General features: G+C 45.8%; 29 protein-coding genes. 28 read left to right on the forward strand and 1 reads right to left on the reverse strand.

The genetic code is table 11. The features are described from left to right. Positions 1-215: 215 nt before the first annotated feature. From AACV32_RS12050 to rplT, 28 genes are all read left to right on the forward strand, one after another. Positions 216-686, forward strand: a complete 471-nt coding sequence (locus tag AACV32_RS12050) for a DUF1441 family protein (protein WP_017042799.1) — start codon at positions 216-218, stop codon at positions 684-686. Next, on the forward strand, positions 667-2,754 hold the full coding sequence (locus AACV32_RS12055) for a terminase gpA endonuclease subunit (RefSeq protein ID WP_170895102.1): 2,088 nt from the start codon (positions 667-669) through the stop codon (positions 2,752-2,754). The genes AACV32_RS12050 and AACV32_RS12055 overlap by 20 nt, the downstream gene beginning before the upstream one ends. Continuing rightward, positions 2,751-2,969 (forward strand): hypothetical protein, encoded by a 219-nt coding sequence (locus AACV32_RS12060; protein WP_064626791.1) that lies wholly within the window; start codon positions 2,751-2,753, stop codon positions 2,967-2,969. Before AACV32_RS12055 ends, AACV32_RS12060 begins: the two co-directional genes overlap by 4 nt. Further along, complete coding sequence (locus AACV32_RS12065) at positions 2,962-4,461, forward strand: phage portal protein (RefSeq protein WP_170895101.1); 1,500 nt, start codon at positions 2,962-2,964, stop codon at positions 4,459-4,461. Before AACV32_RS12060 ends, AACV32_RS12065 begins: the two co-directional genes overlap by 8 nt. Further along, the gene (locus AACV32_RS12070) at positions 4,454-6,628 is read left to right on the forward strand and encodes a head maturation protease, ClpP-related (protein ID WP_170895100.1); all 2,175 of its coding nucleotides are present in this window, start codon (positions 4,454-4,456) and stop codon (positions 6,626-6,628) included. The genes AACV32_RS12065 and AACV32_RS12070 overlap by 8 nt, the downstream gene beginning before the upstream one ends. Before the next feature lie 72 nt (positions 6,629-6,700). Continuing rightward, positions 6,701-7,039, forward strand: coding sequence for a capsid cement protein (locus AACV32_RS12075; protein WP_017050085.1), 339 nt, complete (start codon positions 6,701-6,703; stop codon positions 7,037-7,039). A 2-nt stretch (positions 7,040-7,041) separates the two neighbouring features. Then, entirely contained in the window at positions 7,042-7,377 is a 336-nt protein-coding gene (locus AACV32_RS12080; RefSeq protein WP_017050086.1) for a hypothetical protein, read from the forward strand. Further along, entirely contained in the window at positions 7,355-7,879 is a 525-nt protein-coding gene (locus AACV32_RS12085; protein WP_017050087.1) for a hypothetical protein, read from the forward strand. The genes AACV32_RS12080 and AACV32_RS12085 overlap by 23 nt, the downstream gene beginning before the upstream one ends. Beyond that, on the forward strand, positions 7,845-8,351 hold the full coding sequence (locus AACV32_RS12090) for a hypothetical protein (RefSeq protein ID WP_017050088.1): 507 nt from the start codon (positions 7,845-7,847) through the stop codon (positions 8,349-8,351). The genes AACV32_RS12085 and AACV32_RS12090 overlap by 35 nt, the downstream gene beginning before the upstream one ends. After that, the gene (locus AACV32_RS12095) at positions 8,314-9,012 is read left to right on the forward strand and encodes a phage baseplate assembly protein V (protein WP_069582141.1); all 699 of its coding nucleotides are present in this window, start codon (positions 8,314-8,316) and stop codon (positions 9,010-9,012) included. Before AACV32_RS12090 ends, AACV32_RS12095 begins: the two co-directional genes overlap by 38 nt. Further along, positions 9,009-9,344 carry a hypothetical protein gene (locus tag AACV32_RS12100; protein ID WP_017042809.1) on the forward strand — a complete coding sequence of 112 codons (336 nt, stop codon included), beginning with the start codon at positions 9,009-9,011 and terminating at the stop codon, positions 9,342-9,344. Before AACV32_RS12095 ends, AACV32_RS12100 begins: the two co-directional genes overlap by 4 nt. Continuing rightward, entirely contained in the window at positions 9,341-10,330 is a 990-nt protein-coding gene (locus AACV32_RS12105) for a baseplate J/gp47 family protein (RefSeq protein ID WP_170895099.1), read from the forward strand. The genes AACV32_RS12100 and AACV32_RS12105 overlap by 4 nt, the downstream gene beginning before the upstream one ends. Further along, positions 10,314-10,928 carry a phage tail protein gene (locus tag AACV32_RS12110; RefSeq protein WP_017050091.1) on the forward strand — a complete coding sequence of 205 codons (615 nt, stop codon included), beginning with the start codon at positions 10,314-10,316 and terminating at the stop codon, positions 10,926-10,928. The genes AACV32_RS12105 and AACV32_RS12110 overlap by 17 nt, the downstream gene beginning before the upstream one ends. Next, positions 10,921-12,531 carry a phage tail-collar fiber domain-containing protein gene (locus tag AACV32_RS12115; RefSeq protein WP_170895098.1) on the forward strand — a complete coding sequence of 537 codons (1,611 nt, stop codon included), beginning with the start codon at positions 10,921-10,923 and terminating at the stop codon, positions 12,529-12,531. Before AACV32_RS12110 ends, AACV32_RS12115 begins: the two co-directional genes overlap by 8 nt. Next, positions 12,531-13,058, forward strand: a complete 528-nt coding sequence (locus AACV32_RS12120; RefSeq protein WP_017050102.1) for a hypothetical protein — start codon at positions 12,531-12,533, stop codon at positions 13,056-13,058. Before AACV32_RS12115 ends, AACV32_RS12120 begins: the two co-directional genes overlap by 1 nt. Positions 13,059-13,158: 100 nt before the next feature. Next, entirely contained in the window at positions 13,159-13,398 is a 240-nt protein-coding gene (locus AACV32_RS12125) for a hypothetical protein (protein WP_017050103.1), read from the forward strand. Next, positions 13,398-14,567 carry a tail protein gene (locus AACV32_RS12130; RefSeq protein WP_017050104.1) on the forward strand — a complete coding sequence of 390 codons (1,170 nt, stop codon included), beginning with the start codon at positions 13,398-13,400 and terminating at the stop codon, positions 14,565-14,567. The genes AACV32_RS12125 and AACV32_RS12130 overlap by 1 nt, the downstream gene beginning before the upstream one ends. Continuing rightward, on the forward strand, positions 14,560-15,036 hold the full coding sequence (locus AACV32_RS12135; RefSeq protein WP_064626817.1) for a phage major tail tube protein: 477 nt from the start codon (positions 14,560-14,562) through the stop codon (positions 15,034-15,036). The genes AACV32_RS12130 and AACV32_RS12135 overlap by 8 nt, the downstream gene beginning before the upstream one ends. A 65-nt stretch (positions 15,037-15,101) precedes the next feature. Continuing rightward, the gene (locus AACV32_RS12140) at positions 15,102-15,806 is read left to right on the forward strand and encodes a phage tail assembly protein (protein WP_170895097.1); all 705 of its coding nucleotides are present in this window, start codon (positions 15,102-15,104) and stop codon (positions 15,804-15,806) included. A 111-nt stretch (positions 15,807-15,917) separates the two neighbouring features. Further along, positions 15,918-18,644, forward strand: coding sequence for a phage tail tape measure protein (locus AACV32_RS12145; RefSeq protein ID WP_170895096.1), 2,727 nt, complete (start codon positions 15,918-15,920; stop codon positions 18,642-18,644). A gap of 2 nt (positions 18,645-18,646) precedes the next feature. Next, a complete protein-coding gene (locus AACV32_RS12150) occupies positions 18,647-19,012 on the forward strand; it encodes a phage tail protein (RefSeq protein ID WP_017049014.1) in 366 nt (121 codons plus the stop codon). After that, positions 19,012-19,215, forward strand: a complete 204-nt coding sequence (locus AACV32_RS12155) for a hypothetical protein (RefSeq protein ID WP_170895095.1) — start codon at positions 19,012-19,014, stop codon at positions 19,213-19,215. Before AACV32_RS12150 ends, AACV32_RS12155 begins: the two co-directional genes overlap by 1 nt. Next, entirely contained in the window at positions 19,215-20,192 is a 978-nt protein-coding gene (locus AACV32_RS12160) for a hypothetical protein (RefSeq protein ID WP_170895094.1), read from the forward strand. Before AACV32_RS12155 ends, AACV32_RS12160 begins: the two co-directional genes overlap by 1 nt. A gap of 80 nt (positions 20,193-20,272) precedes the next feature. Next, positions 20,273-21,430, forward strand: a complete 1,158-nt coding sequence (locus AACV32_RS12165) for a tyrosine-type recombinase/integrase (protein ID WP_236732758.1) — start codon at positions 20,273-20,275, stop codon at positions 21,428-21,430. 831 nt (positions 21,431-22,261) lie between these two features. Further along, positions 22,262-24,190 (forward strand): threonine--tRNA ligase, encoded by a 1,929-nt coding sequence (gene thrS, locus AACV32_RS12170; RefSeq protein ID WP_010319593.1) that lies wholly within the window; start codon positions 22,262-22,264, stop codon positions 24,188-24,190. 3 nt (positions 24,191-24,193) lie between these two features. After that, entirely contained in the window at positions 24,194-24,745 is a 552-nt protein-coding gene (gene infC / locus AACV32_RS12175; RefSeq protein ID WP_080569453.1) for a translation initiation factor IF-3, read from the forward strand. A 103-nt stretch (positions 24,746-24,848) separates the two neighbouring features. After that, positions 24,849-25,043: a 50S ribosomal protein L35 gene (gene rpmI, locus AACV32_RS12180; RefSeq protein WP_010319591.1), complete on the forward strand. Its 195-nt coding sequence runs from the start codon at positions 24,849-24,851 to the stop codon at positions 25,041-25,043. Positions 25,044-25,084: 41 nt separating this feature from the next. After that, positions 25,085-25,438, forward strand: coding sequence for a 50S ribosomal protein L20 (gene rplT, locus AACV32_RS12185; protein WP_010319590.1), 354 nt, complete (start codon positions 25,085-25,087; stop codon positions 25,436-25,438). A gap of 62 nt (positions 25,439-25,500) precedes the next feature. Here rplT and AACV32_RS12190 read toward each other — a convergent pair whose 3' ends face one another. After that, positions 25,501-26,463 carry an integron integrase gene (locus AACV32_RS12190; RefSeq protein ID WP_017043784.1) on the reverse strand — a complete coding sequence of 321 codons (963 nt, stop codon included), beginning with the start codon at positions 26,461-26,463 and terminating at the stop codon, positions 25,501-25,503. Positions 26,464-26,673: the final 210 nt, after the last annotated feature.

Consider the following 26,673-nt stretch of genomic DNA (forward strand, 5'->3'; position numbering starts at 1 on the left):
GACCTTTCCCCCGCGTTGGCTTCTCGCTGTCTTAATTCGTTAGCTATGACCACGAAGCGGTTTACCGCTTACTCCTTACGTGTGAGCGCGAGTTAAGAATCAAAAAGAAGCAAGTCAAAGGTGAGACTCCTTACATTAATGGCAACGTCAACCATAGGCGACAAGGGCGTGACCACTCGGAGAGTCGGGAAAACTTTTATAACTTTGAGGAAGAAATGAACAATGAAAAACGCTTATGGAACTTGTCAGAGTTAGAAGTCTTTGGATATCACCGCTCAACCATTCGTAAAAAGCTGAAAAATGCAGGGATAGAACCGACTGCGCACAAAGGTTCAACACCACTTTATGATGTGGTTCAGGTTGTGCCTTACCTCTGCCAAGCCCCTATCAAACAAAGTGATGCGCCGGATTTAATGGGCTTTAAAACGGCTGCAGAGTTGCGTGCTTACATTCAAGCCCAAACTGAAAAATTAAAGCTCATGCAAGAAGCTCAGGAAAGCATTGCTAGAGCAGAATACGAACATGAAATTGGTGCGTTGATCGCTTCAATAAAGGGCTTTAAAGATAAGGTTATCACACGGATTGAAACCGCGATTCCTAGCGTGAGCTCGTATCAGTTGGAAGACCTTGAGCGCTTGCTTAATTATGATTTAAGGGCCGTTTCTGATGAGCTTGAAAACCTTTGATCCTCGTTTAAATCTTGAGTTCGCCGATGCTGCGCAAATTCGGCGGGATTTAGCTTATCTGTGTCGACCTACCTCTAAAACCCCAGTCGAAGCGGCAGACGACGGTTTGTGGATTTCAGATGGAACCGATGCCGTTAAGTTTTTGTCGAGCCAAGTGCCGTACATGCGCGAGCCAATGAACTGTTTGGCTCGCCGAATTTATGAAGCCTTGCAGTTAATGGGGCCAGCACGAAGCGGAAAAACTAAGGCATTGGTGGAGGGTTGGGTGAACTATGCGGTTACTCAATCTCCCGGCGATATGTTGCTGATCTACTCGACTAAAAAGAAAGCGGAAAGCATTTCTAAAAAAGATTTATCTCGTTGCTTTTCGGCCACTACGGAAATCAAGAAGCTAAGAACTGGGCGAAAGTCAGATGATACGCTGACGTTTAAACATTTTTTAAATGGCATGAACCTGAACTTAGATTCGGCTACCGAATCAAGCTTATCTGCAGAAACGTTTCGTTATGCGGGCATCTCTGATTATGACCGTGCTGACGATGGTGTCGGGGAAGAGGGTAGCAAATTTCGTTTGTTACTAAAGCGCATTCAAAATGCCAAAAGCTCTGGTATGGCCATGGCAGAAAGCTCACCCGGTCGAGTGGTTCGGCACCCCGTTCCAGAAGAACAGCTCGGTGCGCATGAGGCTCAGCCTTGCGGCGGGATAGCTCAGTTATATAACCAAGGTGATCGACGTCGGTTTTATTGGGTTTGTCCTGATTGTAAGGCGTGGTTTCAACCTCTCTTTGAAACGCTAAAGTGGAATGAATCGTTGGTCGATCATCAAGAGCAAGCCAAGAGCACGGTATGCCGCTGTCCTCGTTGTTGTTGTGATATTAGCGAGCAACAAAAACATGAATTGAATTTACACGGGCGCTGGTTTCGTGAAGGAGAGATCGATCAGTACGGTGAACAAGTTTTTGATGAGTCAGCAATACGTCAATCTAAATGGGCGTCATTTTGGTTTGAAGGCGTTGTGGCCTCTTATCAAAGTTGGGAAAACTTAGTTTATAACTACTTAACGGCGCAAAAGCTGTATGACGAAAGCGGTGATGAAGATTCATTAAAATCGTTTTATAACGTCGATGTTGGTCGTCCTTATATTCTGCAATCTCGCGCTTTAGAAGTGGGAGCGCACGAACTGATGCAGCGTGCATTAGATCATCCGCGCAGCGTTGTTCCTCATGATGGCCGTTTTATTGTGATGTCGATAGATGTTCAAGGCGGTAAATCTAACCCGCGCTTTATTGTACAAGCGCACGTTTATGGCCTTGGCCTACAGCGTTGGGTGATTGATCGCTTTGAAATACTCACCACTAAACACCGCAATGGTGATCGCATTAATCCAGCCGTTTACCCAGAAGACTGGGATTTGCTGGTTGATGAAGTGATGAAGAAAACCTACTCGCTTGCCGATGGTTCTGGCCGTGTGATGAAGCCTGTTTTAACGCTGTGTGATTCTGGCGGCTCAGCAGGTGAAAAGGACGGCAAACAAACGTCAGTGACTGACTTTGCTTACCAGTTTTATAACCAGCTTAAATCACAAGGTTTGGCACATTTGTTCCGCTTAGTTAAGGGTGCAAGCCGAGATATTGATCACCTAGTTAAAGAAAGCCACCCAGACAAGCGCAGTAAAATCGCACATGGTGAAATCAAGCTGCTTTTACTGCATACCAATCGCCTTAAAAACCGTGTTACGGCCAGTTATTCGCGCCTTGAATTTGGTTCACGCTATTTTCATTTGCCCGGTTGGGCTGAACGGAATTGGTTTGAGGAACTGACAGCGGAATACATTGATGAAAAAGGCAATTGGGTTTGCCCGCCAAACACCCGAAACGAAAGCTTAGATTTATGCGCTTACGCGGAAGCGGGTATGCACTATTTAGGTGGCGACGACATTGACTGGAACAGCCCGCCCGCATGGGCCGCACCTTGGCAAATTAACCCGAACGTGGTGGATGCCAACGTGAAACCAGAATTTGAACGCAAGCAGCGCCGATACAACCATTCAAGAGGTATTTACGGATGACAGCATTACCCACTAACCGTGAACGCCTTGCATGGTACGTTGCGGCAGAGCAAAAAATTCTGATGCAGCAAGAAGTGACAACCGCAGAAGGCGAAAAACTGACGCTTGCCAGTTTGGCAACGGTACGCGCTGAGATAGAGCGTTTGACTCGGTTGATCGCTCAAGAAGCACTAGGCGGCAGGCGCAGTATGATTAGGAGGAATTACCTTGAGTAATCCGTTAAACCTATTCGATAAGATGGTGGCGGTATTTAGCCCAGAAAAAGGCTTAAAGCGGTTATATGACCGTTCGCTGCTGAACAAATACACCGCTGCGTTACCTACTGACCCCAAAACAAAGCAAAAGCGTAAATTTTCAAAGTCCTCAGCGAACGAACTCAATAAAGGCGCGAAAGCGATTTATGAAAGGGCGCGAGATGGTGATGAAAATAACCCATTTGTGACCGCTATTCTTGATGAGCTGTGCGCGAACGTTGTTGGGCCCAACGGTATTATGGTTGAGCCGCAACCGCTTGATCACAAAGGTGAGGTTCATATTGAATTTGCTCAAGCCATTTCAAAGTGGTGGGAGCTGCATTCGCTTGCGCAAAATATTGATAACGAAACGTCCCGCAGTGAAACCGAGTGGCTAGCGTGTCGAACTTGGCTGCGCGACGGGGAAGTGTTTGGCCGGATGTACATGGGCCATCACCCAGAAATTAGTTATCCGTCTACTACGCCCTTTGCTATTCAGCCATTTGAGCCGCAATTCGTGCCGCGCCATATTACTGAGCTGGAAGGTGGTTTGATTGAAGGGATTAAGCGTAACAAGCTTGGACAAGCAATCAGCTACTTGATCCAAAAGGATTCAAACGGTTTTGAGTTTGCCGAAGTCGATGCCATGTTTATTTGTCATTTGAAGTTTACGCGGCGCTTACATCAAAACCGTGGCATATCGATACTGCACTCGGTGCTTGATCTCATCTCTCGTTTAGAAAGCTACGATAACTCTGAAATGGTGAGCGCTGAGATCGCCTCACGCTTTGCTTACTACATTAAGCGTGATCCTACGCTTGGTGCTGATAATGGCGATGCTTTTTCGCGAGGTGGCGACATCTTCCTTGGTATGGGTAACTCGTTTGAGTTAGCACCCGGTGAAGATGCAGGGATTGTGGAATCTAACCGCAAAGAATCGATGAGCGCACCGTTTCGAAGTGGTCAGCAAAAGTTAGTCAGTAGTGCGGTTGGGGTAAACAATTCTTCGGTAACACGAAACTACGATGGTGCGTATTCATCGAACCGCCAAGAGTTGGTTGATTCCTACGCCCGCTACCGAGTGCTGCAACGTAAGTTTGTGCTGAATTGGACACGCCCGCAGTACCGTTATGCGCTTTCAATGGCAATCCTCAAGGGTGAATTGAAAATCCCAACAAGCGTTGATGCTTCCAGCGTTTACAACGCGATTTATCAAGCCCCAGTCATGCCGTGGATTGACCCGAAAAAAGAGATGGACGGAATCGAAAAAGGTTCGCGCCTTGGTTTGTTCTCTCTTAGTCAAGCGCAGCGTGAACGCAATATTAACCCACTGGCAACCCGCAAAGAAATTCAAGCGGAACGCAAGCAGCTTAATGAGATGGGCATAATTAGCACCGCTGATCCTGCTCATAACATTGCGCCTGTTGATCAAATCAAAACCAACGAAAAAGGCGAGGGAGTTCTCGATGCCTAAACCAACTGATAAACGCTGGTACACGTTAACGAACGAAGCCGACGACAAGCCAGCGCAACTTTACATTCACGGCATTATTGGCAGCAATCACATTGCTGCCATTGATCTTGTTGCTGCTTTGCAGACGATTGGAACCAAAGATATTAAGGTTCATATTCATACTCGTGGTGGTGGTGTGTACGAAGGTATTGCAGTGCATAACGCACTGAAAGCTCATAAAGGTAAGACGACAGGTGTGGTTGATGGGCTTGTGGCTTCCATTGGTACTTATGTGCTGAGCGCGTGTGATGTTCGCCAAATGCCGTCAAACACATCGATGATGATCCACAACCCGAAAATTGGTGCGTGGGGCGAAGAGGATGATTTAGAAGCCGCACTGCAACAGTGGAAAAATTCGCGTGAGTTAATTTCCCAGCAATACGTTGATCGTTCTGACGGCAAGAAAACGTTGGAAGACTTCCTAGAAGCAATGAAGAAAGAAACATGGTTCACCGCTGAAAAAGCCCTTGAGTGGGGCTTGGTTGATGAAGTGACCGACCCGGTTGATTTAACCAACTGCTTTACCGAAGACGATATTCAGGACATTTCGAATTATAAAAACGTACCTGATTCATTAATCAATGGTTTCAATTTGCAATCAGTTAAAGGTAGCAAACGAGAACCGACCAAACAGGCGGCAGACGCCGACCCTAATCATTTACAAAACCATTTAGACGAACAGGTAAGCGATATGCCGAAACCACTAACACCTGAAGAACTGCAAAACGCAGTCAAAGCAGAAAACAAACGCCAGCAAGATATTCGTGCTTTATGTGTAAAGCATAACGTAGGTGATGAGCTGGCCAACAAATTGTTAGAAGATACAGAATGTTCTGTAGAGCAGGCGTCCAGCCAAATTTTACTCAATATGGGTAACGAAAAAGAGAATCTTCGTAACCTTTGCAAAACCTTAAATCTGAGTGATGAATTGACTAATCAGGTTCTCAACAACCCGAACATTACGATTGAAACCGCCAGTGAACAGTTACTGAATGCGTTGGGTGATCATAGCAGTTCGGGTACCAAAGCAAACTTAACCGCAACTCATCTACACATTGGCAATGGCAATCACGTAAAAGAGGAACTTCAAAACGCACTGAATGCCCGCGCGGGTGTGGCTGAGTTAGACAAGCAAAACTCGTTTGGTCATGAATCATTACTGAACATGGCGCGTGCTAGCTTGGGCGTCAATGCGGGTACGGGTTTAACCAAAAACGAACTGGTTAACCGCGCGTTTAACAGTGGCGATTTTGGCGACATCATTACCGAGAGTATTCGTACCGTAATGCGCGATGAAACCAAAGTGCGTGCGCCATTGTGGCGTGAACTGGCAAACGTGGAAAACCTCAGTGATTTTCGTGAAACCGAGTTGGTAATGGTGAATGATGCGCCGGACTTGATGGCCATTGGTGAAGATGGTGAGTATAAATCCGCACTGCTAAAAGGCAGCGGTGAGCGTATTCAATTGGCGACCTTTGGCCGAGCGATTCAATTTACCCGCCAAGCGATCATCAATGATGAAATTGGCTTGATTGCTAAGGTGCCACGCAAGTTCATGCAAGCGGGTTACCGTTTATCAGATAAGTTGATGTTTAACTCCATTTTGAGCGGGAAAATGGGCGACGGTAAATCTGTATTCCAAGCTGCGCCAAGCGCTGATAAGTGGGGAAACCTTGTCGCTAACATTCCTGCCAATGATTACGCGGCGCTTATTATGGCACTGCATAAGGTATTTGCTACTGCGACCAGCGTACCATTTGGCGGTGAGAAAGACGGCGGCGGCGATGCGCTAGATTTGCGCGGTGAGTTCTTGATTGCTCACCCTGATCACGCATCCATGCTTGAAGCGGTATTGAATACTGCCAGCAAGCCAGACAGCTTTAACCCTGCTTATAAGAAGTTCAATAAAGTGATTGAAACTGCGCGCTTAACTGACGTGAATGGTGCGATTGCTCTGACATCGAAAGACTTTGATTCGGTAGTCATGGGCTTCCTTGATGGCCAGCAAGACCCTTGGTTGGAAACGGGTGACGGCTGGACAAGCGACGGTGCGAAATTCCGCATTACTTACGATATTTCATCGAAAGTCGTTGATCGCCGTGGTATCGCGAAAGCAACCTTTGAGTAAATAAAAAGCAATCAAACCAAGGGTGAGCGTGTCTCGCCCTTTTGTTTATCTAGATAAAAAATGGTGAAAACGATGCGCTATAGCGACGGTAAAAAAATTGCAGTGATCGCTCCAACGGGTGGCTTTAAAAAAGACATCCCTTGTTTGGTGGGCAGTTTGTTGGTTGTGCCAATGCAAACCATTAAAGCGGGTGAAGTGGTGACGTGCCACATTGATGGGCACTTTGATGGCCCGATTAAAGTGGGTGACACACCAAGCTTTGATTGTGATGCAGCTTACTTTGAAGCGGGCGAGTTTACTAAAACGAAACCCACGGCAGAAGGTACGGTTTCGCAACCTGTTGGTGTGTTCGTTGACGGTGGTGTGCTGCTGACTGGCGGTGTGATCACTGAAATCGTCCCTGCTGCTTAAGTATGAGTAGCTTATTTGAATCTGCTCGGGGGCTACTCCGGGCATCTATCGCGGATTGCTTTGGGCATTCTATTTTAGTGACGACAGCAGAAGGCGATCAGCGAGAGATTATTGGGTACATACAAAGTGCAAAGCGCGGTGAGCACACTGTGCATCGCTTACTTACTGATGAAGCGTTACCAGAGCAATGCAGTACGGTTTATAAAGATAAGCCGTATATGTTGGTTTATGAGATGCCTGTTAAATCAACCGGCACTGATAGCCAGATCACACGCGAGTATGTGATGGTGCAAAAAGGCAGCGGGGCGCGTGGTGATGGCTGGTCTGAATACCAATAGCAATCGACTGTTGTTGGATACGGAGTTTATCCGCAAATACGAAGCGTTTGAAAAAGAGATCCCGAAAGCGGTTCAACGCGCGGCCACACTCACCAACCGTTGGCTAAGAGCTGTGACAATGGCCGAGTTAGGCTATGAGCTGAAAATCGACAACAAGGCGCTGCGTTCTCGTTTTCGTAATTACAAAAATGGGCGCATTTCAAAGCTGTGGATCGGTGTGAATGAGATTGGTGTACACCGAACCGGTAAGCCGATTCAAAACAAGCTTGGCGTTCGTGTTGGCAGTGATTTTTATGACGGTGCGTTTATTTCACATATGCAGAGCGATGAGCTGCTGGTGTTTCGACGTACTGGAAAACAACGAAGCAGCATTGAGCTGGTCACCGTCGATATATCTGCGGATACGGAAGAGATCATCAATAACTATTTGCCTGATATTAATCGTAAGTTTGAGGAGTTCTTCCATCGTGAGTTCAGAAACGTTCTTTCGCTCGCCGCGTGAGTGGGTTGAAAAAGTTATTGCTCATTTAGAGCAAGCATTAAACATTGAAATCAAATCAACTTACACGCGCAGCCCTGATGAATTAACGAGTACGAAGATTAGCTATTTAGTAGGTGAGGCAGAGCCAGTACGCAGTTATTCAAACGATGGTCGCCACATTCACGATATTGAGCTGAGGTTCTTGATTGAGGTTCCCACGTCAGTGGCTGACTTTGACCTTGAAGCGCTTGATGCATCGACACGCATTGATCGTGAGCTGCTTAATGAGTTCTTTGGTGAAAGTGATGATTGCGAAGAAGCGATCCCAGTTTCAAATAACCCAAGCCGTTTCCAACCGGAGCTTGGTGTGTTTGCCAGAACGGTGACCATGAAACAACGGATACGCATGGGCCCAGTTAACGAAGTGTATGGTGAAATTGGCGGGGCTGAATTGGATGGATTTAATCAAGAGAGTAGCGTCGCTTCAGAATGAAGTTCGGACATTGAGAGAAGACCTTGAGGATACCAATAGGCGATTAGCCAATATTATCCGGCTGGGCACAGTTAAAGCGGCCCATGAACGAACGGTGGATATTCAAACAGGCACAAACTTAGCTGAGGGTGTGCCTTTTTTTGTGCCTGCGGCGGGACGAGTCAAACATTATCGCCGCCCAACCGTTGGTGAGCAGTGCATTCTGATTAACCTTGGCCATGGTGACAACTTAAACAATGCCGCCGCGCTGATGGGATTGCGTTCTAACCAGTTTCCCTTTCCGACTTTGCAAGAAAACGAAGTGATGACGGATTACGGTAGCGGCATGACTGAGCTGTATAACCTCGATGAAGGTTCGATCACTTGCAACTACCCCGGCGGCATGTTTTTGAATGCAGACTTAACGCACATTGGTAACCAAGAACACACAGGTAATACGAACCGCACAGGCGATAGCATATTCACAGGCAAGTTGATTAATACGGGCCTGTTTAACCACCAAGGCGCGTTTGCAGTTTCTGGTGGTGCAAGTGGTGGCGCGGCTACCTTTGCCGGTTCGATGGAGATCACCGGTGGTGATGTAGTGGTTGATGGCTATAGCGTGAAACTGCACTTCCACTATGACGATGAAAATAGGCCGACAACTGAGGCTAAAAAATGATAGTGGGCATTGATCAAGAATCGGGTTTAACTGTCACCGGGCTTGCTGCATTGAGTTGCCGAATTAAGCGAGTGCTAACCACTCAAGTTGGTTCTCGGGTGAAGCGCCGTGCGCTGGGTAACCGAGCCATTGAGCGTTTAGGGAAAAATCAAAGCCCGTCTGAAGCGTTAATTGTGCAAAACCTTTCCATTGAAGCGTTAACTAATCCTAATAATCAATTGATTGGTTTGACGATCGAACAGTGTCAAGCCACGCCAACTGCACGCGGTTTTGTGGTGAGCGTGGTCGGCAAGTGGAATGGTGAAGCAATAAGAACGAGTGTGGATGTATGACAACTCAAGATAACCGCCCGAAAGCGTTTCAAGAGCCCGATTTTGAAACGCTGCTTGCTGAGTATGTTGCGTTTGCTGTAGAGCACTGCGCAGCAAGCGATGTAGAGAAAGCTGCTTATTTGCAAGAGGCGTTGACTAATGACAGTGAATTACTCGCGCAAGTGCTGCAAGCTTTAGTGCTGAAATACATTGCTGATACCCGTGAGAAAAACTACTGGGCGCTGCAGATGTTTCGTAAGTTCGTGACAGAAAGCGACATGGTGGATTTAATGGCGCTGCAGTACAACTTGAAACGGCAAGTCTTACAGCCAGAAGATACCTCAGTGTTTCCACCTAAACCCGCTGTTCTTGAATCTAATGATGATCTCTTACGTCGCTTTGATTTAGCGCCGTACCAGTTCCATACCACCGGAACTCGGTTAGGTTACCGCTTCCATGCGTTAACTTTGGATGAGCGGCCAGTGATTAAGATTGAGTCGGAAGCAGACGCGGTGGTTGTACGCTATGAATTTCCGAAAGCGGCTCAAGCAGCTCTTGTGAAAGATGCACAGGCCAGAATGACCGAGCCGAATTCTGGTAAGGTTTCGGTGGCGATTCTTAGCCGTGAAACCGCCAACGGCATTCCGAGTGCCGCGCTACTTGAACGCACGAGCAAGTATTTAAACCGTGATGACATTGCTCAAGAAAGTGATGAGATCACCACAAAAGCCGCGACACCTATTCCTTATACGATCAGCGTCGTGCTCTATACCGGCGCAAATCCAAATAACCATGTCACCAAAGCTCAGGCGCAGCAAACCGGAATGGCCTTTGCTGAGCGCAAGCATCGCTTAGAAGAAGTGATTGATGTTGAAGAGATCGGCCACGAGTTCTACGAACTGGGTGTGAAGCGAGTGAAGGTGTTAGAACCTGCTGCTGATGTGGTGTGTCAATGGGATGAGGCGCCACATTGTACAGAGGTGATCATTGATGTCAGAGCAGAATAAGTTTGTTAGCGTTCAACCTGACAACCGAACGCTCATCGAAGAGTCATTAGAATACGCATGGGCGCGTATTTTAGCGCGAGCAACTAACCCTTACCCAAATTTAAAGAACCCACAGTTAACCGCTGATGAGTTCGTTGTGCTACTCGCGGGTGAGCGCGGTGTTGCAGATTGGCAGCCTACCGACACGATAGTGCAGCAACGTAAAACGACAGATAAAGCATTTCCTATACACAGCAAGGCCGGAACCAGAACAGGGCTTAAAACGGCGCTTGATGCGCTGGGCTTTGCTTCTGCCGTCACCCGTGGTGATGCAGCGTATTCCATTGACGTTGATGCCAGATTGCTTGATCAACCGCTTACAGCGGAGATGTCGCAACGTATTAATGCGCGAATTACGGCTTATAAATCGGAACGAGACAGCGTTACAACCACGCTTTCACGGTTACACAGCGCCAATAAGTATCGTGCTTTGGTGCTTCATAGTGCACGTATTGTGCGAGTGAAAGCCGCCGAACCCATTCCTCCTATTTACGCTCTACCAAAAACCAGAGCGATTGCTATTCATTCAGTTAAGTCGGTGAGAATTAAACATGGCTAATCAAGATACAGACTTGCGCTGCTATTTAACGAATGCAGGGATTGCAGCAGAAAACAACTCGATCCAATTAGGTCGAAAGCTACCCGTGAAAGAAATGGTGTTTGGTAGCGGGCTACTTGCTGATGGAAGTGACCCTCGCTTGCAAACCACTATGATTCAAGAAGAGTACGCCGTTCCATGCGGTATGCTGTTTGACCCTGAAAGCCCAACACTATTAGTATTTAAGAGTGATTTACCTGCAGATGTAGGTGGTTTTCATATTCATGAAGTGGCGATCCGCTTAGAAGACGGCACACTTTACGGTTACGCTCGCGGAAAAGGGGATTACAAGCCAACCATAGAGCAAGGTGCTACCGATTCGGTTCGCTATGCCGTGGAAATGTACACAACCAACGCGAGCAATGTTGAGTGCAAAGTTGATCTGTCAAAAGTGTATGTAGATTGGGAAGATTTGGAAGCACGTATTAAAGCGCATACCGATGATAATGATCCGCACTCCCAGTACTTAACTAAAGAACAATTTAACAATGATATTCCAGCACTAAAACAACTGTGGTCTGAATTAGTCAACTACAGCATCGGTGAAGAGGTCGTTAGCAATGGTTTGCGCTATATCGCTCGCGCAGCGTCAGGGCCAGATAATGGTGGAGCAGCCACTCCTGGTGGTACTGAACAAACATGGGATCCGGCACTACCGCAGTCTTACACAATTAGAAAACCATCATCATGGGTCAAAATAGCGGTTATTAGAGGCGGTACGGCAACCGACGGTGATGCGGTTTTTATATCTGTTTTTGGTGGCTCTAATTACGCATTACCACAACGATTTAGTGCTGACATTTTGCTTGGTGAGCGTGGCGATTCAGTATCAGTTGTTATTGTGCCAAAAACATTGGCTGTAAATAATCCAACCTTTTATACAAAACGAATTGCAGCTTTTACTTACGAGCTTTGGTTTAAGCGTGAGACATCATTTCCTAGCGTTCTTACTGTTGTTCAAAACTCTAGACCTTTGATAAGTAGTACAGAAGTAGGGATACTTGAAACTTCATCTACTGAGCCAGCAGGCGCTACGTTTGTACCTTACGACACGGGTTACCAATTCGCCTCTATTCCAATTGGAATGGAAGTGGCGTTCGACACACCACCGCCTACCGATGACCCGCGCTTTCGATTTGTTAAGCTAACTGCTGACGATGCTTACAATAGCGACTTGCTTAATAACAAAGTCATCTCTGGCACAGCTCCGAACTTAGTTGTAAAGATGACTGTAAGTTCATCGCTGTCACCCATTAGCGGACAGCAAATTTTCATGCTCAATACAATGGGAGCAATGCCGACTCCGGGGCTGACTTATGGCGTGATTATCCCTGATGCTATGCGTAACTTCACGGGGGAATTTTTGGGTTCTGACAAATCTAACCCATCTGGCGCTACGGGGGTTTTTTCTTCTTCGTCGCAAGTATCAGTACAAGCTGGTGAAACTTTCGCACAAGAAGCAAAGAAAAACCGTATTGACTTCGATTTATCTTCAGTCGTTCCTACGGCTGATAGAGTCCAAGTTTTTGGTGTTATTGAACCTTTATATAAGAGGATTTACTAATGGATAATCAAGAATCTCCATCGCAGACGTTTTTCGCTTTTGACGATGCGTTAATGTTTGAATGTTGTGACGGCGCAATCGAAATAACAGAGCAGCAGTACAACGGCGCTCTAGCCGCAAAAATGGACGGACGAAAGGCATTTGTAAAAGATGGCGAGCTAATTATTTACACCGGAAAAGTCACAGCATATCTAAAAGTAGACTGCACAAAGAAAAAAGAGTTTGATGATAAAACGCTAGTGACTGACGACTACACGCTAGACGCTCCAAAAACTCGATTTGATGAATGGATTAATGATGAGTGGGTAACGCACTTGCAAAATCAGTATCAAGCACAAGTGCAGCAAGTGACTGACAAGCGCGCTTATCTTTATCTTGATGTTGATCGTCTTGCTAACGAAGGCAAGCGCATTCTAGACATTGAAGGTGACGAAGCTAAAGCAGAAGAATATCGACTACAAGCTAATGCGCTGTACTTGAAAATTCGAGACGAAAACCCATGGCCGATAAACCCCGAAACACTTTAAGCCCGCTAAATTAGCGGGTTTTTAATGCTCGTTTACAACCCTATTCAAACCCAACCCGCTTAGTGCTTTGCATTGGCGGGTTTTTTATTGGAGCTAGCCAATGGCGACACCCACAAAGCTGCAAAAGTCAAAAACTCAGAACTACCCGATATTACAGCCGTTTCGATTGAACGGCGAATGGGTTAACCCTGATTACGAGAATAACAAAACCGTCCCGCTCTTACCTGCTCAAGCTTCCATGCTGCTATTGAATGGCAAGGTGGGCAAACCCGGAACCCAAGCGAAAGCGCCTGTTGCTGAAAAAGCGGCAGAGACAACCGCAAAACAAGAGGGCAAATAATGCTTTCACCGATCCAAGATTTTGAACTCAATGGCGTTGAAGTCAAAACCATTGAGCCGATGCCGAGCATGGGGCCACTTGCGTTGCAAGTGGTTCACATTACCGGAACCGCACCGAATAAAAACGCAGGGTTAGCTTATAACGAGCCGACTCGTTTATGGAATTACCCACATGCGATGTTGATGCTTGATAGTGTTGGCGATCGCGTTGGGACGCTACCTAACGTGGTGCGTTATTTACTCGAGTTCGTGCAGTGCATTCTTTACGTCACCGTTGTTGAAGATACCGAAGTGCCTGCAACGACGGAAGCGAATGTGATTGGCGGTGTTGATAGCGCAACAGGGGCGATAACTGGTTTGCAAACCGTGAAAGCTTGCCCTGAAACACCGACGATTATCGGCGCGCCGGGCTTTAGCTCTAAACCGATTGGCCAAGCATTGGCGCTAATTGGACGTGATGTAAGTTGTCGACCTGTACTTGATGGCCCCAACACAAACGATATGGCCGCAGCGGAATTCGCGGGCGAATTCGGTGCGGAAGGAACGGGTGAAGATAAGCTTTGTATTATCGACCCTTGGTTTTTGAAAACCTATGATGGTGCACAAGTATTAATGCCCGCTTCCATCGCTTTGATTGCGGCAATGGCTTCGGTGGAGGGGTATGAAAGCCCACAAAATCGCGGCGTTATGTGTGATGAAACATCGCGTTATGTGTCTTACAAGATCAAAGATAAAACCACGCAAGCTAACTTCTTAAACAAGCATGGCGTAGTAACCATTGCGCGTACGCGCATGGGGGGCTATTCGATCATCGGTAACCGAACCAATACGGGACGCTTTATCAGCCACGTTGGCTTGGAAGATCTCATGGCTCGTAAGCTTGAAGAGACAAGTCAGCCACTCATGGGCAAACAGCTTACTGAAGCCTTTATGACTCAAGTGATTGATCGCCTTACGAACTGGGGACAAAACCTAGTCGCTAAAGAAGTCATTCCGGTGTTTAAAGCGTTTCTGCACCCTGACAAGAACAACCTTGAGAACTACAACTCAGGGCGCTGGTTCTTGTGTGTTAACTACGGTCGCTACTCTCCAAACGAACACATGGTTTATGAGCTGAGCGTTGATAATGGCTTAATTGAAGCGTGGCTAGAGGAGGTCGTTAATGGCTGATCGTATTCGTAAACGCATTGCGGCATTGGTTGAATCCGTGCCGCTCATGAATGAAATCGTGGAATTCACCCCGCCAGATTTAAAAGCCAAGACCGCCTCGAATGATGGCGGTTTTTTTCAATCTGAAGATGTGGTGGGTTTTGAAGCGTTGAAGTGGTCTTTAAAAGTCCATGGTGATCACAAGCTGCTGCAGCTTGCACTTGGCAAATATTTTATGGATAACGCGCAAATCAACGTGACAGAAAATGGCAAAGATACAATGGGTATTGCTTATGTTGAAGCTTACTCACTGTACGGGCCGATCACCAACATCAAGAAAGATGCGTTAAAAATGGGTGAAAAGCCTACGGTAACCATTGAAGGCACTTGCAAAGCATACAAGCTGACGGATACGGGCATCACGATCCACGATATTAATATCGACACTGGCAAAGCGACGGTTGGTGGTGTGGATTTAATGGGATTTTAATTTTATCTGGCAAATAGACCTCCTTTACTAGCGATAGTGGGAGGTCTTTTTTTTGGGGTTTCAACATGGACAAAATCAGTATTCTTAAGTTTTTTAGTTGGGATGCGGCAAAAAGCAAAGCACTAGAAGCTCGCCTGTTAGAGCTGAAGAATAAGCTTAAGCAGATCACGACTGATGCGAGTGAAGATGAGATAGCCGCACTGCAGCGTGAAACGGACAGCGTACAAAAAGAAGCGCAAGCGCTCAGAACCGTTAAGCTAAAAATCATTTCGACCGCCAGTTTTAAAGGGTTGCCGCACATTAAGCTGACTGAAATGACACCAAAGCAGGAGTTTGAACAGCGTAAAGCCGTGATCCTTCATTGTGCTGAGATAACACTTGAGAAATTCAACACACTGCATACGCCCGATTTCCTTCAACTTTATTCAGACATTATTGAGTTTATTTTAACTCCCAGTGATGAGGTTCAAGGCAAAAAGCTAAGTGGTGATCGCTTTGAGTTTGATTTGCTTGATCCGTTTGAAAATGAAGCGGGCGAGAAGTTTGATCGGATTAAATTCCAAGTGCCTAAAGTGTCTCATTCCGCCGCACTGGCTGAAATTGAAGATGATGAAGAACGTGAAGATTTTATGTTTCGCGTGGTGACTGGGCTACAAAAAGCGGACTTTCAATACCTCTCTTTACGTGATTACTTGGCGCTAAAACCGCAGGTGGGCGCTTTTTTTCAACAATCGGCGGCATTCTTTCACCCCGCGACGTTGAATCTTTAATCGACCTTATTCCTATGCACCGTAATACGTCTGAATCTGAGTTGCTTCAATGGGCTCAAGACGTTGCGGTGCGTCGTTATGAGTTGATTCTGTCAAAACTCGGAGCGCGCAATGGCGGATAAGATCAGCTTAGTCCTTGATACTACGGTGAAAGGGTTAGAGGACATTGTTTCTACTACTTCGGCGGCTGAACGTTTAACGGCAGCAATTTCTAAGCAGCGCAGCGAGGTGATCTCTCTTAATTCTCAATTGAAAAAGGTTGAGGGTTATCAGTCCGCTATTAAGCGTATGGAAAAGCTGAGGGAGCAATCTAAACAAGCTGAGCTTAGTGTTTCGGAGCTTGGTAAGCAGCTTGAAGAAAATAAGGCTCAGGCGACTGGCCTGCGTGTCGCTTACAGCCAAACGCAAGCAGAGATCAAAGGGCTTAATAGCCAACTTAAAAAAGCGTCAGGTGATGGAGCTGAGCGCTTAAAGGTTCAATTACACCAGGCGCAAAACCGCTTGGAGTCGTTAAACCTTGAGATGCACCAAGGTAAGGTTCGCACTTCTGATCTGAATTCGGCCTATAAAAAAGCGACGCAGCGCGTTGCTGAGCTGACGGATAAGCAAACGAAGCAGCGCGATAAATTGCGCGGCCTTGGGGCAGCACTGAAGGAGTCGGGTATTAATACTCGGCGCTTGGGTGATGAGCAGCAGCGCTTAGAGCAGAAAGCAGAAAAAGCAACCGCTGCTATTGCGAAGCAAAATGCACGCATGAAAGAGATGCAGGCTATTCAGTCGCGCATTGATGGACGCAGTGCGAAGTTAGGGGAGATAGGCAGTCAGGCGACATCACTAGCGATCGCCGCTGCGCCAGTTGCCGCGACGGTTTGGAGTGCAGTTAAAAACGAATCTTCTTTTGCTGATGTGAAGAAGGTCGTGAATATGTCGCCTGAAGAGGCGGCGCAAATGCGGCAGTGGTCGTTGAAAACTCAAGCTTCTAAAGAAGGCGGCGGGTTAAACGCGAATGACCTGAATGCGATGCTTGCTGCTGGTGGCCGTTCTGGCATCAAAGACCCTAATGATTTAAAGCAGTTTGTTTTGGATTCAGCGGTAATGGGTGTGGCTTTTGATATGGAAGCGGCGCAAGCGGGTAAGACGCTGTCTGATTTTAAGGCCGCTTTAAACTTAGATCAAAAAGGTGCGATGAATTTAGCGGGTATGGTGAATTACATATCTAATGATTCAAACATGGACCCTAAGCAGCTTGCTAACGTGATGGCGCGCGAGGGGGCGACCGCGAAACTGGCAGGTTTCACCAATAATGACACTGCAGCGTTGGCTACCACCATGATTGCAACGGGTATGGCGGACGAACGTGTGTCAACTGCAGTAAGAAGTATCTCTGGTCGCTTGACGATGGGTGATGCAGCAACGGGCACTCAGAAAAAAGCATTAGCGTCGATTGGTTTTGATTCTGCTTCTTTGGCGGCTTCGATGCAAGATGATGCGGCGGGCAGTTTGCTTGACGTGTTAGAAGCGATTAAGTCTGCACCTCTGGAAGAGCAAAGCGCGTTGATTTCACAGATTTTCGGTGAAGAGGTAAAAGGCGCGGTGGCGGTTCTGGCTGGAAATACGAAAGAGTTTGTTCGCTTGCGTAAGTTGGCCAATGATTCAGAAGAAGTCCACCTTAAATCACTGCAAGGTGAGTTTAATTCACGTATTGCGACGAGTGAAATAGGCATTCAGCTTTTCATTAATAAGCTGAATCGGTTGAGTGTGATCGTCGGTACTGCGCTGCTTCCTGCGTTGAACTGGGTTTTACAACCGCTCGGTAATGCAGTTGACATGGTGAGCAATTTCGCAGAAGCCAACCAAGGTTTAACGGCTGCGGTGGGTATTGGCGTTGCTGCGTTGATCACCCTTAAAGGTGTGATGCTTGCGGGCAAAGCCGCCTCACTTATTTTTGGCAACACGCTCGATAAGAGCCGCTTGTTTCGTAAAGGTCTAAACCGTGAAACGAATGAGAGCGGTCGCGCTGCGCAGTTTGCGGCTAAGCAGTTTAGCCGGCTAAATCGCACTTTGATGGAGTCGGGTGGTCGTTCTGGCCGTGGCGGTCGCGGTGGATCGGCGGGTCGCCGTTCGCGCCCTAGTTCTCGTGTTCGCTCTCGTAATCCTTTGGCTCGTGCTTATAACTTTGCTTCAACGGCGTTCACTGCAAAACGCGGTGCGCTTCCGCTTGCTTTAGGTGGGGGCGCTTTGGCGATGACTCCGGCAATGGCCATGGCGCAAGATGCGCTTGATATTGGTGGTGATGTTGCTGAGGGCTTAGGGAAAGGCGGACTGAATAAATTGATTAGGCCGCTTTCAATGGCGATCTCTACGGCGAATATCGCTACCGCTTTGGTGGATGGTGACACTAAAGGAGCGATCACCGAGGGCGGTGGTTTACTTGGTGGTTTGGGTGGTGCGAGTTTGGGCGCGGCGATTGGTACCGCCATTTTGCCCGGTGTTGGCACAGTTATCGGCGGTTTAGCCGGTTCGTTTTTGGGTGACTATGGCGGCGAGCTGTTAGGTGGTTGGTTTGGCGATAAGCTGACGAATCCACCAGATAAGCTGATGGCTTCTAGTGACGTTCAATCGAAGATTGAGGAAAAGGAACGAAAAGAGTCGTTGGCACGTTCGCTTCCTCCTATCCAAATATCAACGCCCATTCATGCCGCACCTGGCATGGATGAACAAAAGCTCGCTTTTCTAGCTCGACAAGAAGTAGCGAATGCGCTTCAGCAGCAGTTCGGCAGTATGTCTGGGCTTTCTATTGATGATTCTTTGTCTATTTCTGCGATTGACCGGAGTTAGTTATGCACCACATCGTGATCGGTGAGTTTGTCTTTGCTGTGGGGGATAAAACCCCCATTAGCAAAATGGATCGGGTAAGCAATGGAGCCTACTCGGAAGTGTCGGTGATGGATGGAAGTAAATCGGAATTTACGGGGCAACCCCTCGATTCTATTGATATTACAGCTAAGTGGACTCGATATGGCGCGGCTAAAAGTGTGGACGCGCTGAGGGCTTTGATTCTTGCTCCGCAGCAAGTGAGTGATGGACAAGGTTTTAACCTAGGCAAGTGGACGATTAAGCAGATCAAAGAGGGCCGTTCTGAACTTGTCCATGATGGCCGTGCGATGGTGACCGAGGTTTCTTTACAACTGATGGAGTTTCGTTAATGCGGGTACAAGCTAAGGCGGGGTATTTGGTGGCTGATTTGTTGTTCAAGCATGCGGGGCAAGATGGAGATCGGATCGAGGCGGAGTTTTACCGCCTCAATCCCCATGTTCGCGCTGATGTTTTTCCACAAGATTGTTCTGTGATTATCCCTGAAGTGAATGTGAATCAACGTTCTATTGGTGTTACGCGGAGTTGGGACTGATGTTGAGAATCGAAGGTAAAAACGCTGAGCTCATGATGAGCTTATTGAAGAGTTGGCAGCTCACAGATGGTAATGGGGTGGAAGGAGACTACCTTTCCATGGCTATTTTTTCAGATGATATTGATGGCATTCCCCCAAAGGGTGAGAAATATCAAGTGTATTTAGGTGATGTATTTCGTGATGAATTCCAGATTTCTAAGCGTTCAGCAAGTTTGCACCCACGTGAGATCAGCATTGTGCTGAGCGTGGCCCCCTTTAATATTAAAGATTCAACGGGTTATCGTGCCAAGAAGTCGTCAAGCTGGAATGATTCGACCTTGACGCAAGTCGTTTCTGACTGTGTTACTCCTCATGGGTTTTCGGTTTTTGTTCATCCTCGATTACAAAATATTAGAATCGAGCATGTCGATCGGACTGATGAGAGTGCATCTGCTTTTGTGTATCGCTTAGCCAAACAATACGATGCCGCCGCGAAGATTGTTGATGGTGTGTATGTGATAGCGCCGAAAGGTGAAGCTTCAAGCGCAAGTGGTAAAAAGATTGAGACTATTACGTTGTCACTTCCTGATATTACGGAGGAGAAGGGTTCGGCTGACTTTTTGAATGTTGAGGTAGAACTTGATGGGCGTGATGACTTCAACGGCGTTAAGTCTTTTTATTTAACGACGGATTCTGGTGAGCGATTGGAAGTTTTGGCGGGAAATGAGCCGTTCAAAGTGATCAGCAAGGACTGTAGTAGCCGAACTGACGCAGAGCAAGTTTGTTTAACCGAGCTGAGACGAATTCAACGAGAGGGGCGGAAACTGACGATCAGCGGGCCACCTAACCTGCGCGCTTTTGCTGAGGGGGTTGTGGTTCTGGATGATTCTTTTCCTAAAGCATTTCGCGGGGAATGCTCTATTGATTCGGTTAATTTTTCTGGGCGTGGCCGTCAGCCTAGCTCTATGACTCTTCAAGCAACGTTATTGGGGGCGTGATGGGGATTCGATTTAATGCAAATGTAAAAGTCACTTCGACGGTTAGGTGCAAGATTTCTGATGCTCAAATTAGAAAGCACATGCGTGACCCAAGAGTGAAACAGTTAAAAGATGAGCGTTATTCTCTATATCTCAGATTTACTAAAGACCGCAACAAAGGTTCATGGGTTTATATGGAATATCGAGGTGGAGTTCAGAAATCTCATACTTTAGGGCGTTATCCGAGTCTTTCGGCAGCACATGTATTTGATGTTTTGCATGTTTATGTTGCAGATTTAGCGACTGGAAAACGTTCTGTATTCAATGAATTCAAAACGGTCGATGAACTGCTATGTTGGTACCTGCAGGCGGAAACCACAGATAAATTTTTGGCACATAATCGATTAGTTTCTCTTAAATCTATGTGTGAGAAACATTTAATTCCGAATATGCACGGCGTCTTGATTTCAGAACTCGACCATCGCGTAATCGAAAAACGGTTAATGAAAGTGTTGAGGGGAGAGCTGTACTCACCAAGTTATTTGAGAACATTATTTCAGACGTTAAAAGCAGCCTTTAATAAGGCTAAAAAGTTGCGATTCTTGGGTGTAAATCCATTAGATGGGATGAAGTTTACTGATTTTGTTAAAGCTAAAATCGATGTGAAAGGCTGTGCACTTCGACCAGGAGATGCCACTGGATTGCTTGGAGCTTTATGTTTAGCTGAACCATTTACGAGAGTGCTCGGTCTGATGATGCTCGCTCACGGCTCTCGTATTGGTGAGACGCGTCAAGCCAAGTGGAGACACATTTGTTTCAAGACGAAGCAGTGGACTATCCCCAAGCATTACACCAAAACTAAACGTGAAATGGTATATCCACTGACTACTGAAATTATAGTGATGCTGAGAGAATTTAAAGAGTGGCAATTAGTGAACAATTACAAAGGTAATAACGTTTTCCCATTGAACAAGCGTGACCAACAGCCTATCCATGCAAGTCGAGCAAGTGAGCTGATACGGAACGTGAGCAAAGGTGAATGGTCTGCGCATGATTTACGAAAACTCGCTAGAACTGTTTGGGCGGATATTGGTGTTGATTACCTCGTGGCTGAAACCCTACTGAATCACGCCAAAGGAAAGCTAGATCAGGCCTACATACACACTCACATTGAATTGCAGAAGTCAGCGGCTCTAAATACCTACCACTTATGGCTAAAAAAGTGCTGGCGAACCTGTCTTAGCCCTACATTTCAATAAATTTCATCCACCAAAATGATCAAAGAGATCAATTGCTAATCTATATTTAATTCTGAATATCAGGGGGTAAGCCTGAGATGACATTTTTATGCCAAAATGAGCCGATAAACGAGGCTCTTATAACCGCAGCACGTAGTACCCCGCATCAAGTGGCGCGAATCAAACCAAGCAAGACTCAACTTAAAGTTTTACGTTCAATTCGTCGTGGTGAAGAGGTCACCTCATTACAAATTTCTGAGAGGTTGGATCTTTCGGAAAGTTGGGCGAGCACATTGTTAAAAAATTTGAACTCAAAACTATTTCTTAAGAGACGCTGTGTTGTAAGAAAAAATGGCGGGATTGAGTTTTTTTACGCACTTCACTCATAACGTTCGGAATGGGTAAAAGGTACTTTTTAGCCCTTTGTGGTTGCAAACGAGGGGAACCCCCGGGAAATAAAAATTTTTCACCCCTCTAAGGCACCACCAACAACGCTTCTTGTTCGATTAAGAAACAGCGATTTACTTACTGCGTGATGAGTAACGCATTATGTATATCTTTATGGATAGATAAGTCTGCTGCAGAGTTTTGGTGGCTTGCCGTTTAGAATTCTTCATTTTAGTCAGTTAAAAATGCATGCTTGATTATGAAGTTTTTTTAATGAATACATTGTGATTTTAAATCTATCCATTAGAATGTTGCTTGTTACATTGTGCGGTGCATCCGTATTTGTACCTGACATTGTACCAATTTACTTAATATTTCCATCATTAAGCTCTAACTATTTGATTTTAATGAAAAACAAACTTAGCAAGTGTTGCTTGGTATGCAACACCACTGTAAGGATTATACATGCCTATTATTACTCTTCCTGACGGCAGTCAACGTCATTTTGAACACCCTGTATCGACAATGGAAGTTGCAGCTTCTATCGGCCCTGGTCTTGCAAAAGCAACGATCGCAGGCCGTGTCGATGGTGTGCGCGTCGATGCGTGCGATCTTATTGAAAATGATGCTAGCCTTGAAATTATAACGACCAAAGATGAAGTTGATGGTTTAGAGATCGTACGCCACTCTTGTGCGCACTTACTTGGCCATGCATTAAAGCAACTTTATCCACAAGCCAAAATGGCGATTGGTCCGACGATCGACAGCGGCTTCTACTATGATATCGATCTTGAGCAATCACTCACGCAAGATGATTTAGAGCAAATCGAAAAGCGCATGAAAGAGCTTGCCAAGACAAAATATCAAGTTGTCAAAAAGAAAGTCAGTTGGCAGGAAGCCCGTGATGCTTTTGAAGCTCGCGGTGAAACATACAAGATGGAAATCTTGGATCAGAATGTGGCTCGTGATGACAGACCGGGTCTATACCATCATGAAGAATACATTGATATGTGTCGTGGCCCTCACGTACCTAACATGAGCTTCTGCCAACACTTTACCCTGCTTAGCATCGCTGGCGCGTACTGGCGTGGTAACAGCGATAACAAGATGCTACAGCGCATCTATGGTACGGCATTCCATGACAAGAAAGCACTTCAAGCCCATTTAACGCGTTTAGAAGAAGCGGCTAAACGTGACCATCGTAAAATTGGTAAGCAGCTCGATCTATTCCATATGCAGCAAGAAGCTCCAGGGATGGTATTCTGGCACCATAACGGTTGGTCTATATTCCGTGATCTTGAAGTGTTCATTCGCCAAAAACTCAGTGAGTACGATTACCAAGAAGTAAAAGGTCCATTAATGATGGACAGAGTTCTATGGGAGCGTTCTGGTCACTGGGATAAATATGCGGATGCCATGTTCACGACGTCATCTGAAAACCGTGAATATGCAATTAAACCGATGAACTGCCCAGGCCACGTTCAAATATTTAATCAAGGTTTGAAATCATACCGTGATCTGCCATTGCGTATGGCTGAGTTTGGATCTTGCCACCGCAATGAACCATCAGGTTCATTACATGGTATTATGCGTGTTCGTGGCTTTACTCAAGATGACGCCCATATTTTCTGTACCGAAGATCAAATTCAACAAGAAGTGACATCTTGTATCAAGATGGTCTACGACACCTACACGACGTTCGGTTTTGATAACATCGTTGTTAAGCTGTCTACACGCCCAGAAAAACGTGTTGGTAGTGATGAAATTTGGGATAAATCGGAAGAAGCATTAAAGCTTTCACTGCAGGCAATGGATATCCCATTTGAAATTCAAGAAGGTGAAGGCGCATTCTACGGCCCTAAAATTGAATTTACTTTGCATGATTGCTTAGATCGTGCGTGGCAATGTGGTACAGTGCAGCTGGATTTCAATTTACCTGCTCGTCTAGGCGCGACATATGTTGGCGAAAGTAACGAGCGTCTTGTTCCGGTTATGATTCACCGTGCAATTTTGGGTTCACTTGAGCGCTTTATCGGTATCCTTATCGAAGAGTATGCAGGTTTCTTCCCTACGTGGTTAGCGCCGGAACAAGCGGTAATTATGAACATTACTGATAAACAGTCAGTTTACGCTCAGGAAGTAGCACAAAAACTACAAAAATGTGGAATTAGAGCCAAAGCAGACTTGAGAAATGAGAAGATTGGCTTTAAAATCCGCGAACACACTTTAAAGCGTGTACCGTATATGCTTGTTTGTGGTGACCAAGAGATGGAAGCCGGAGAGATCGCAGTACGTACCCGCAGGGGCAAGGACTTAGGTAAATTTAAATTGGATGACTTTATTGCGTATATCCAAGCCGAAGTTTCTAGCCGTAAGCTCAATCTGGAGGAATAAACTATTAAAGGCGGAAGACGTGGCCAACAGCCGGCCAAACCAAACCAGCACCGTTTAAACGGTGAAATTCGTGGCGTTCGTGAAGTTCGTTTAACTGGCGCAGATGGTGAATCCGTTGGTGTTGTATCAATCAACGAAGCATTAGAAGCTGCTGTAGAAGCTGGTATGGATCTTGTAGAGATCAGCCCTAACGCCGAGCCACCAGTTTGTCGTGTGATGGACTATGGCAAGTTCCTCTTTGAAAAGAGCAAGACTGCTAAAGAGCAGAAGAAGAAGCAAAAACAGATCCAGATTAAGGAAATTAAATTCCGTCCTGGGACTGATATTGGAGACTATCAGGTAAAACTACGCAACCTGACCCGTTTCCTAGAAGAAGGCAACAAAGTGAAAGTTACTATTCGCTTCCGTGGCCGTGAGATGGCGCACCAAGACATCGGTGTCGATGTTCTTCATCGTTTGAAAGAGGATACTGCTGAAATTGCAGTAGTTGAGTCTTTCCCGAGTCGAATTGAAGCACGCCAGATGATCATGATGCTTGCCCCTAAAAAGAAGTAATTAACGGCTTACAAGTAATGAGACCTCGCCGTTGAAAGACGGTGGGGTGTTATTCGCCCTAATTACATGTTATTTAAACTACTACAATGCGGAGTTATTCATCATGCCTAAGATGAAAACCAACAAAGGTGCAGCTAAGCGTTTTAAGAAAACTGCTGGCGGTATTAAATTTAAGCACGCTACAAAACGTCATATCCTGACTAAGCGTACTACTAAGAACAAGCGTCAACTACGCCCTAACTCAATCCTTCCAAAATGTGAAGTGGCTGGTGTTATGCGCATGTTGCCATACGCTTAATTCTTTTTAGTTTATTTATCGTTTAGTTTAGGAGAAGCATAATGCCTCGCGTAAAACGTGGTGTACAAGCTCGTGCACGTCATAAGAAAGTTCTAAAACAAGCTAAAGGTTACTACGGAGCACGTTCACGTGTTTACCGCGTAGCTTTCCAAGCTGTAACCAAAGCTGGTCAATACGCTTACCGTGACCGTCGCACTAAAAAGCGTCAGTTCCGTCAGCTATGGATTGCGCGTATTAACGCAGCATCTCGTCAAAATGGTCTATCTTACAGCCGTTTCATTAACGGTCTTAAGAAAGCATCTATTGAGATCGATCGTAAGATCCTTGCTGATATCGCGGTATTCGACAAAGCTGCATTTGCAGTGCTTGTTGAAAAAGCAAAAACTGCTCTTTAATTTAGCAGTGAAGGTTTAAAGAAAAGGAGGGCAAGTATGCTCTCCTTTTTTATTGCGCTTATTTATAAGCGCGACAGTGGGCTTAATACACCGCTGGCGCCTCTATCCAGTACGTGAGTGTAAATCTGAGTGGTTTTTACATCACTATGTCCTAATTGTTCTTGTACTGTTCTAATGTCCGCTCCCGCTTCTAGCAAGTGTGTCGCAAAGCTATGCCTTAGCGTATGGCATGAAACTGACTTTTGTATCTCAGCATCATGAGCGGTTTTCCGAACTGCTCGCTGCAATGCCGACTCATTAATATGGTGCCTTCGTTTCAACCCACTATTCTCATCTAAGGTAAGTAAATTAGATGGAAACAAGTAGTGCCAATTAAACTCATAAGGAGCTGAAGGATATTTTTCTCGCAACGCATTGGGTAACCAGACTCCTCCATAACCTTTGGTTTGCATATCTTTATCATAGTAACGCTTAGCTAATGCTTGTTGCTCAGCTAGTTGTGGATAAAGCTCCTTAGCAAGTGTGACGGTGCGGTTTTTTCCTCCTTTTCCTTGCCATACCCGAACCGCACCATAATCTAAATCAATATCCTGTATTCGGAGTCTGACACATTCCATCAGCCGCAGCCCTGATCCGTATAAGAGCATAATTTGCAATTGATATCGTGGCTCAATATGTTCTAAAAAACGCTTAATTTCAGTTCTTGTCATCACTACTGGTAATTTTTGAGCAAGTTGAGATTTCTTGAAATTCATGCTAATTGATAGCGGTTCTTTAATGATTTCACGGTACAGAAAATGGAGAGAGTTAAGCGCCAACGCTTGTGTTTTAGCGGCTACTTTCCCATTAACAGCTAAGTCAGTCAAAAACATCTCAACTTCTTTACTACCCATTCTCATTGGATGTGTTTTGTTATTGAAGTAGATGAATCGTGTTATCCAGTGCAAATATGCCTCTATAGTTTTTTTTGCATAGTGTCGCGCTTGCATATACTCTTTAATGCTTAAAATAAATTGTGATTTCATATTTTTCCAATAAAACTGCCTGTTTTTATATACAGTATTGTTGTTTTTGGTTTAGTCAACAAACTAAGTTGCATAAAGTCGTCTAATGTGACGTCTGACGCAGTTTTTATTCAACTAACAATCTGATAAAAAAGATTTATATGATAGATTCCTAATTATCAAAGTTCATGATAAGTGGCGGTAGCGTGGTAAATTAGGTCGCATTTTGTT

This window comes from Vibrio sp. B7, assembly GCF_963888765.1.
Lineage (GTDB): Bacteria > Pseudomonadota > Gammaproteobacteria > Enterobacterales > Vibrionaceae > Vibrio > Vibrio anguillarum.

What these genes read in the sequence shown, in the direction of transcription:
- AACV32_RS12145 (WP_170895096.1), top strand. Translation starts at nt 15,918, where the DNA reads ATGGCGGATAAGATCAGCTTAGTCCTTGATACTACGGTGAAAGGGTTA.
- rpmI (WP_010319591.1), top strand. Translation starts at nt 24,849, where the DNA reads ATGCCTAAGATGAAAACCAACAAAGGTGCAGCTAAGCGTTTTAAGAAA.
- thrS (WP_010319593.1), top strand. Translation starts at nt 22,262, where the DNA reads ATGCCTATTATTACTCTTCCTGACGGCAGTCAACGTCATTTTGAACAC.
- AACV32_RS12150 (WP_017049014.1), top strand. Translation starts at nt 18,647, where the DNA reads ATGCACCACATCGTGATCGGTGAGTTTGTCTTTGCTGTGGGGGATAAA.
- AACV32_RS12160 (WP_170895094.1), top strand. Translation starts at nt 19,215, where the DNA reads ATGTTGAGAATCGAAGGTAAAAACGCTGAGCTCATGATGAGCTTATTG.
- AACV32_RS12190 (WP_017043784.1), bottom strand. Translation starts at nt 26,463, where the DNA reads ATGAAATCACAATTTATTTTAAGCATTAAAGAGTATATGCAAGCGCGA.
- rplT (WP_010319590.1), top strand. Translation starts at nt 25,085, where the DNA reads ATGCCTCGCGTAAAACGTGGTGTACAAGCTCGTGCACGTCATAAGAAA.
- AACV32_RS12060 (WP_064626791.1), top strand. Translation starts at nt 2,751, where the DNA reads ATGACAGCATTACCCACTAACCGTGAACGCCTTGCATGGTACGTTGCG.
- AACV32_RS12095 (WP_069582141.1), top strand. Translation starts at nt 8,314, where the DNA reads ATGGATTTAATCAAGAGAGTAGCGTCGCTTCAGAATGAAGTTCGGACA.
- AACV32_RS12075 (WP_017050085.1), top strand. Translation starts at nt 6,701, where the DNA reads ATGCGCTATAGCGACGGTAAAAAAATTGCAGTGATCGCTCCAACGGGT.
- AACV32_RS12140 (WP_170895097.1), top strand. Translation starts at nt 15,102, where the DNA reads ATGGACAAAATCAGTATTCTTAAGTTTTTTAGTTGGGATGCGGCAAAA.
- AACV32_RS12080 (WP_017050086.1), top strand. Translation starts at nt 7,042, where the DNA reads ATGAGTAGCTTATTTGAATCTGCTCGGGGGCTACTCCGGGCATCTATC.
- AACV32_RS12155 (WP_170895095.1), top strand. Translation starts at nt 19,012, where the DNA reads ATGCGGGTACAAGCTAAGGCGGGGTATTTGGTGGCTGATTTGTTGTTC.
- AACV32_RS12120 (WP_017050102.1), top strand. Translation starts at nt 12,531, where the DNA reads ATGGATAATCAAGAATCTCCATCGCAGACGTTTTTCGCTTTTGACGAT.
- AACV32_RS12165 (WP_236732758.1), top strand. Translation starts at nt 20,273, where the DNA reads ATGCGTGACCCAAGAGTGAAACAGTTAAAAGATGAGCGTTATTCTCTA.
- AACV32_RS12115 (WP_170895098.1), top strand. Translation starts at nt 10,921, where the DNA reads ATGGCTAATCAAGATACAGACTTGCGCTGCTATTTAACGAATGCAGGG.
- AACV32_RS12110 (WP_017050091.1), top strand. Translation starts at nt 10,314, where the DNA reads ATGTCAGAGCAGAATAAGTTTGTTAGCGTTCAACCTGACAACCGAACG.
- AACV32_RS12105 (WP_170895099.1), top strand. Translation starts at nt 9,341, where the DNA reads ATGACAACTCAAGATAACCGCCCGAAAGCGTTTCAAGAGCCCGATTTT.
- AACV32_RS12130 (WP_017050104.1), top strand. Translation starts at nt 13,398, where the DNA reads ATGCTTTCACCGATCCAAGATTTTGAACTCAATGGCGTTGAAGTCAAA.
- AACV32_RS12135 (WP_064626817.1), top strand. Translation starts at nt 14,560, where the DNA reads ATGGCTGATCGTATTCGTAAACGCATTGCGGCATTGGTTGAATCCGTG.
- AACV32_RS12050 (WP_017042799.1), top strand. Translation starts at nt 216, where the DNA reads ATGAACAATGAAAAACGCTTATGGAACTTGTCAGAGTTAGAAGTCTTT.
- AACV32_RS12125 (WP_017050103.1), top strand. Translation starts at nt 13,159, where the DNA reads ATGGCGACACCCACAAAGCTGCAAAAGTCAAAAACTCAGAACTACCCG.
- AACV32_RS12100 (WP_017042809.1), top strand. Translation starts at nt 9,009, where the DNA reads ATGATAGTGGGCATTGATCAAGAATCGGGTTTAACTGTCACCGGGCTT.
- AACV32_RS12085 (WP_017050087.1), top strand. Translation starts at nt 7,355, where the DNA reads ATGGCTGGTCTGAATACCAATAGCAATCGACTGTTGTTGGATACGGAG.
- AACV32_RS12070 (WP_170895100.1), top strand. Translation starts at nt 4,454, where the DNA reads ATGCCTAAACCAACTGATAAACGCTGGTACACGTTAACGAACGAAGCC.
- AACV32_RS12055 (WP_170895102.1), top strand. Translation starts at nt 667, where the DNA reads ATGAGCTTGAAAACCTTTGATCCTCGTTTAAATCTTGAGTTCGCCGAT.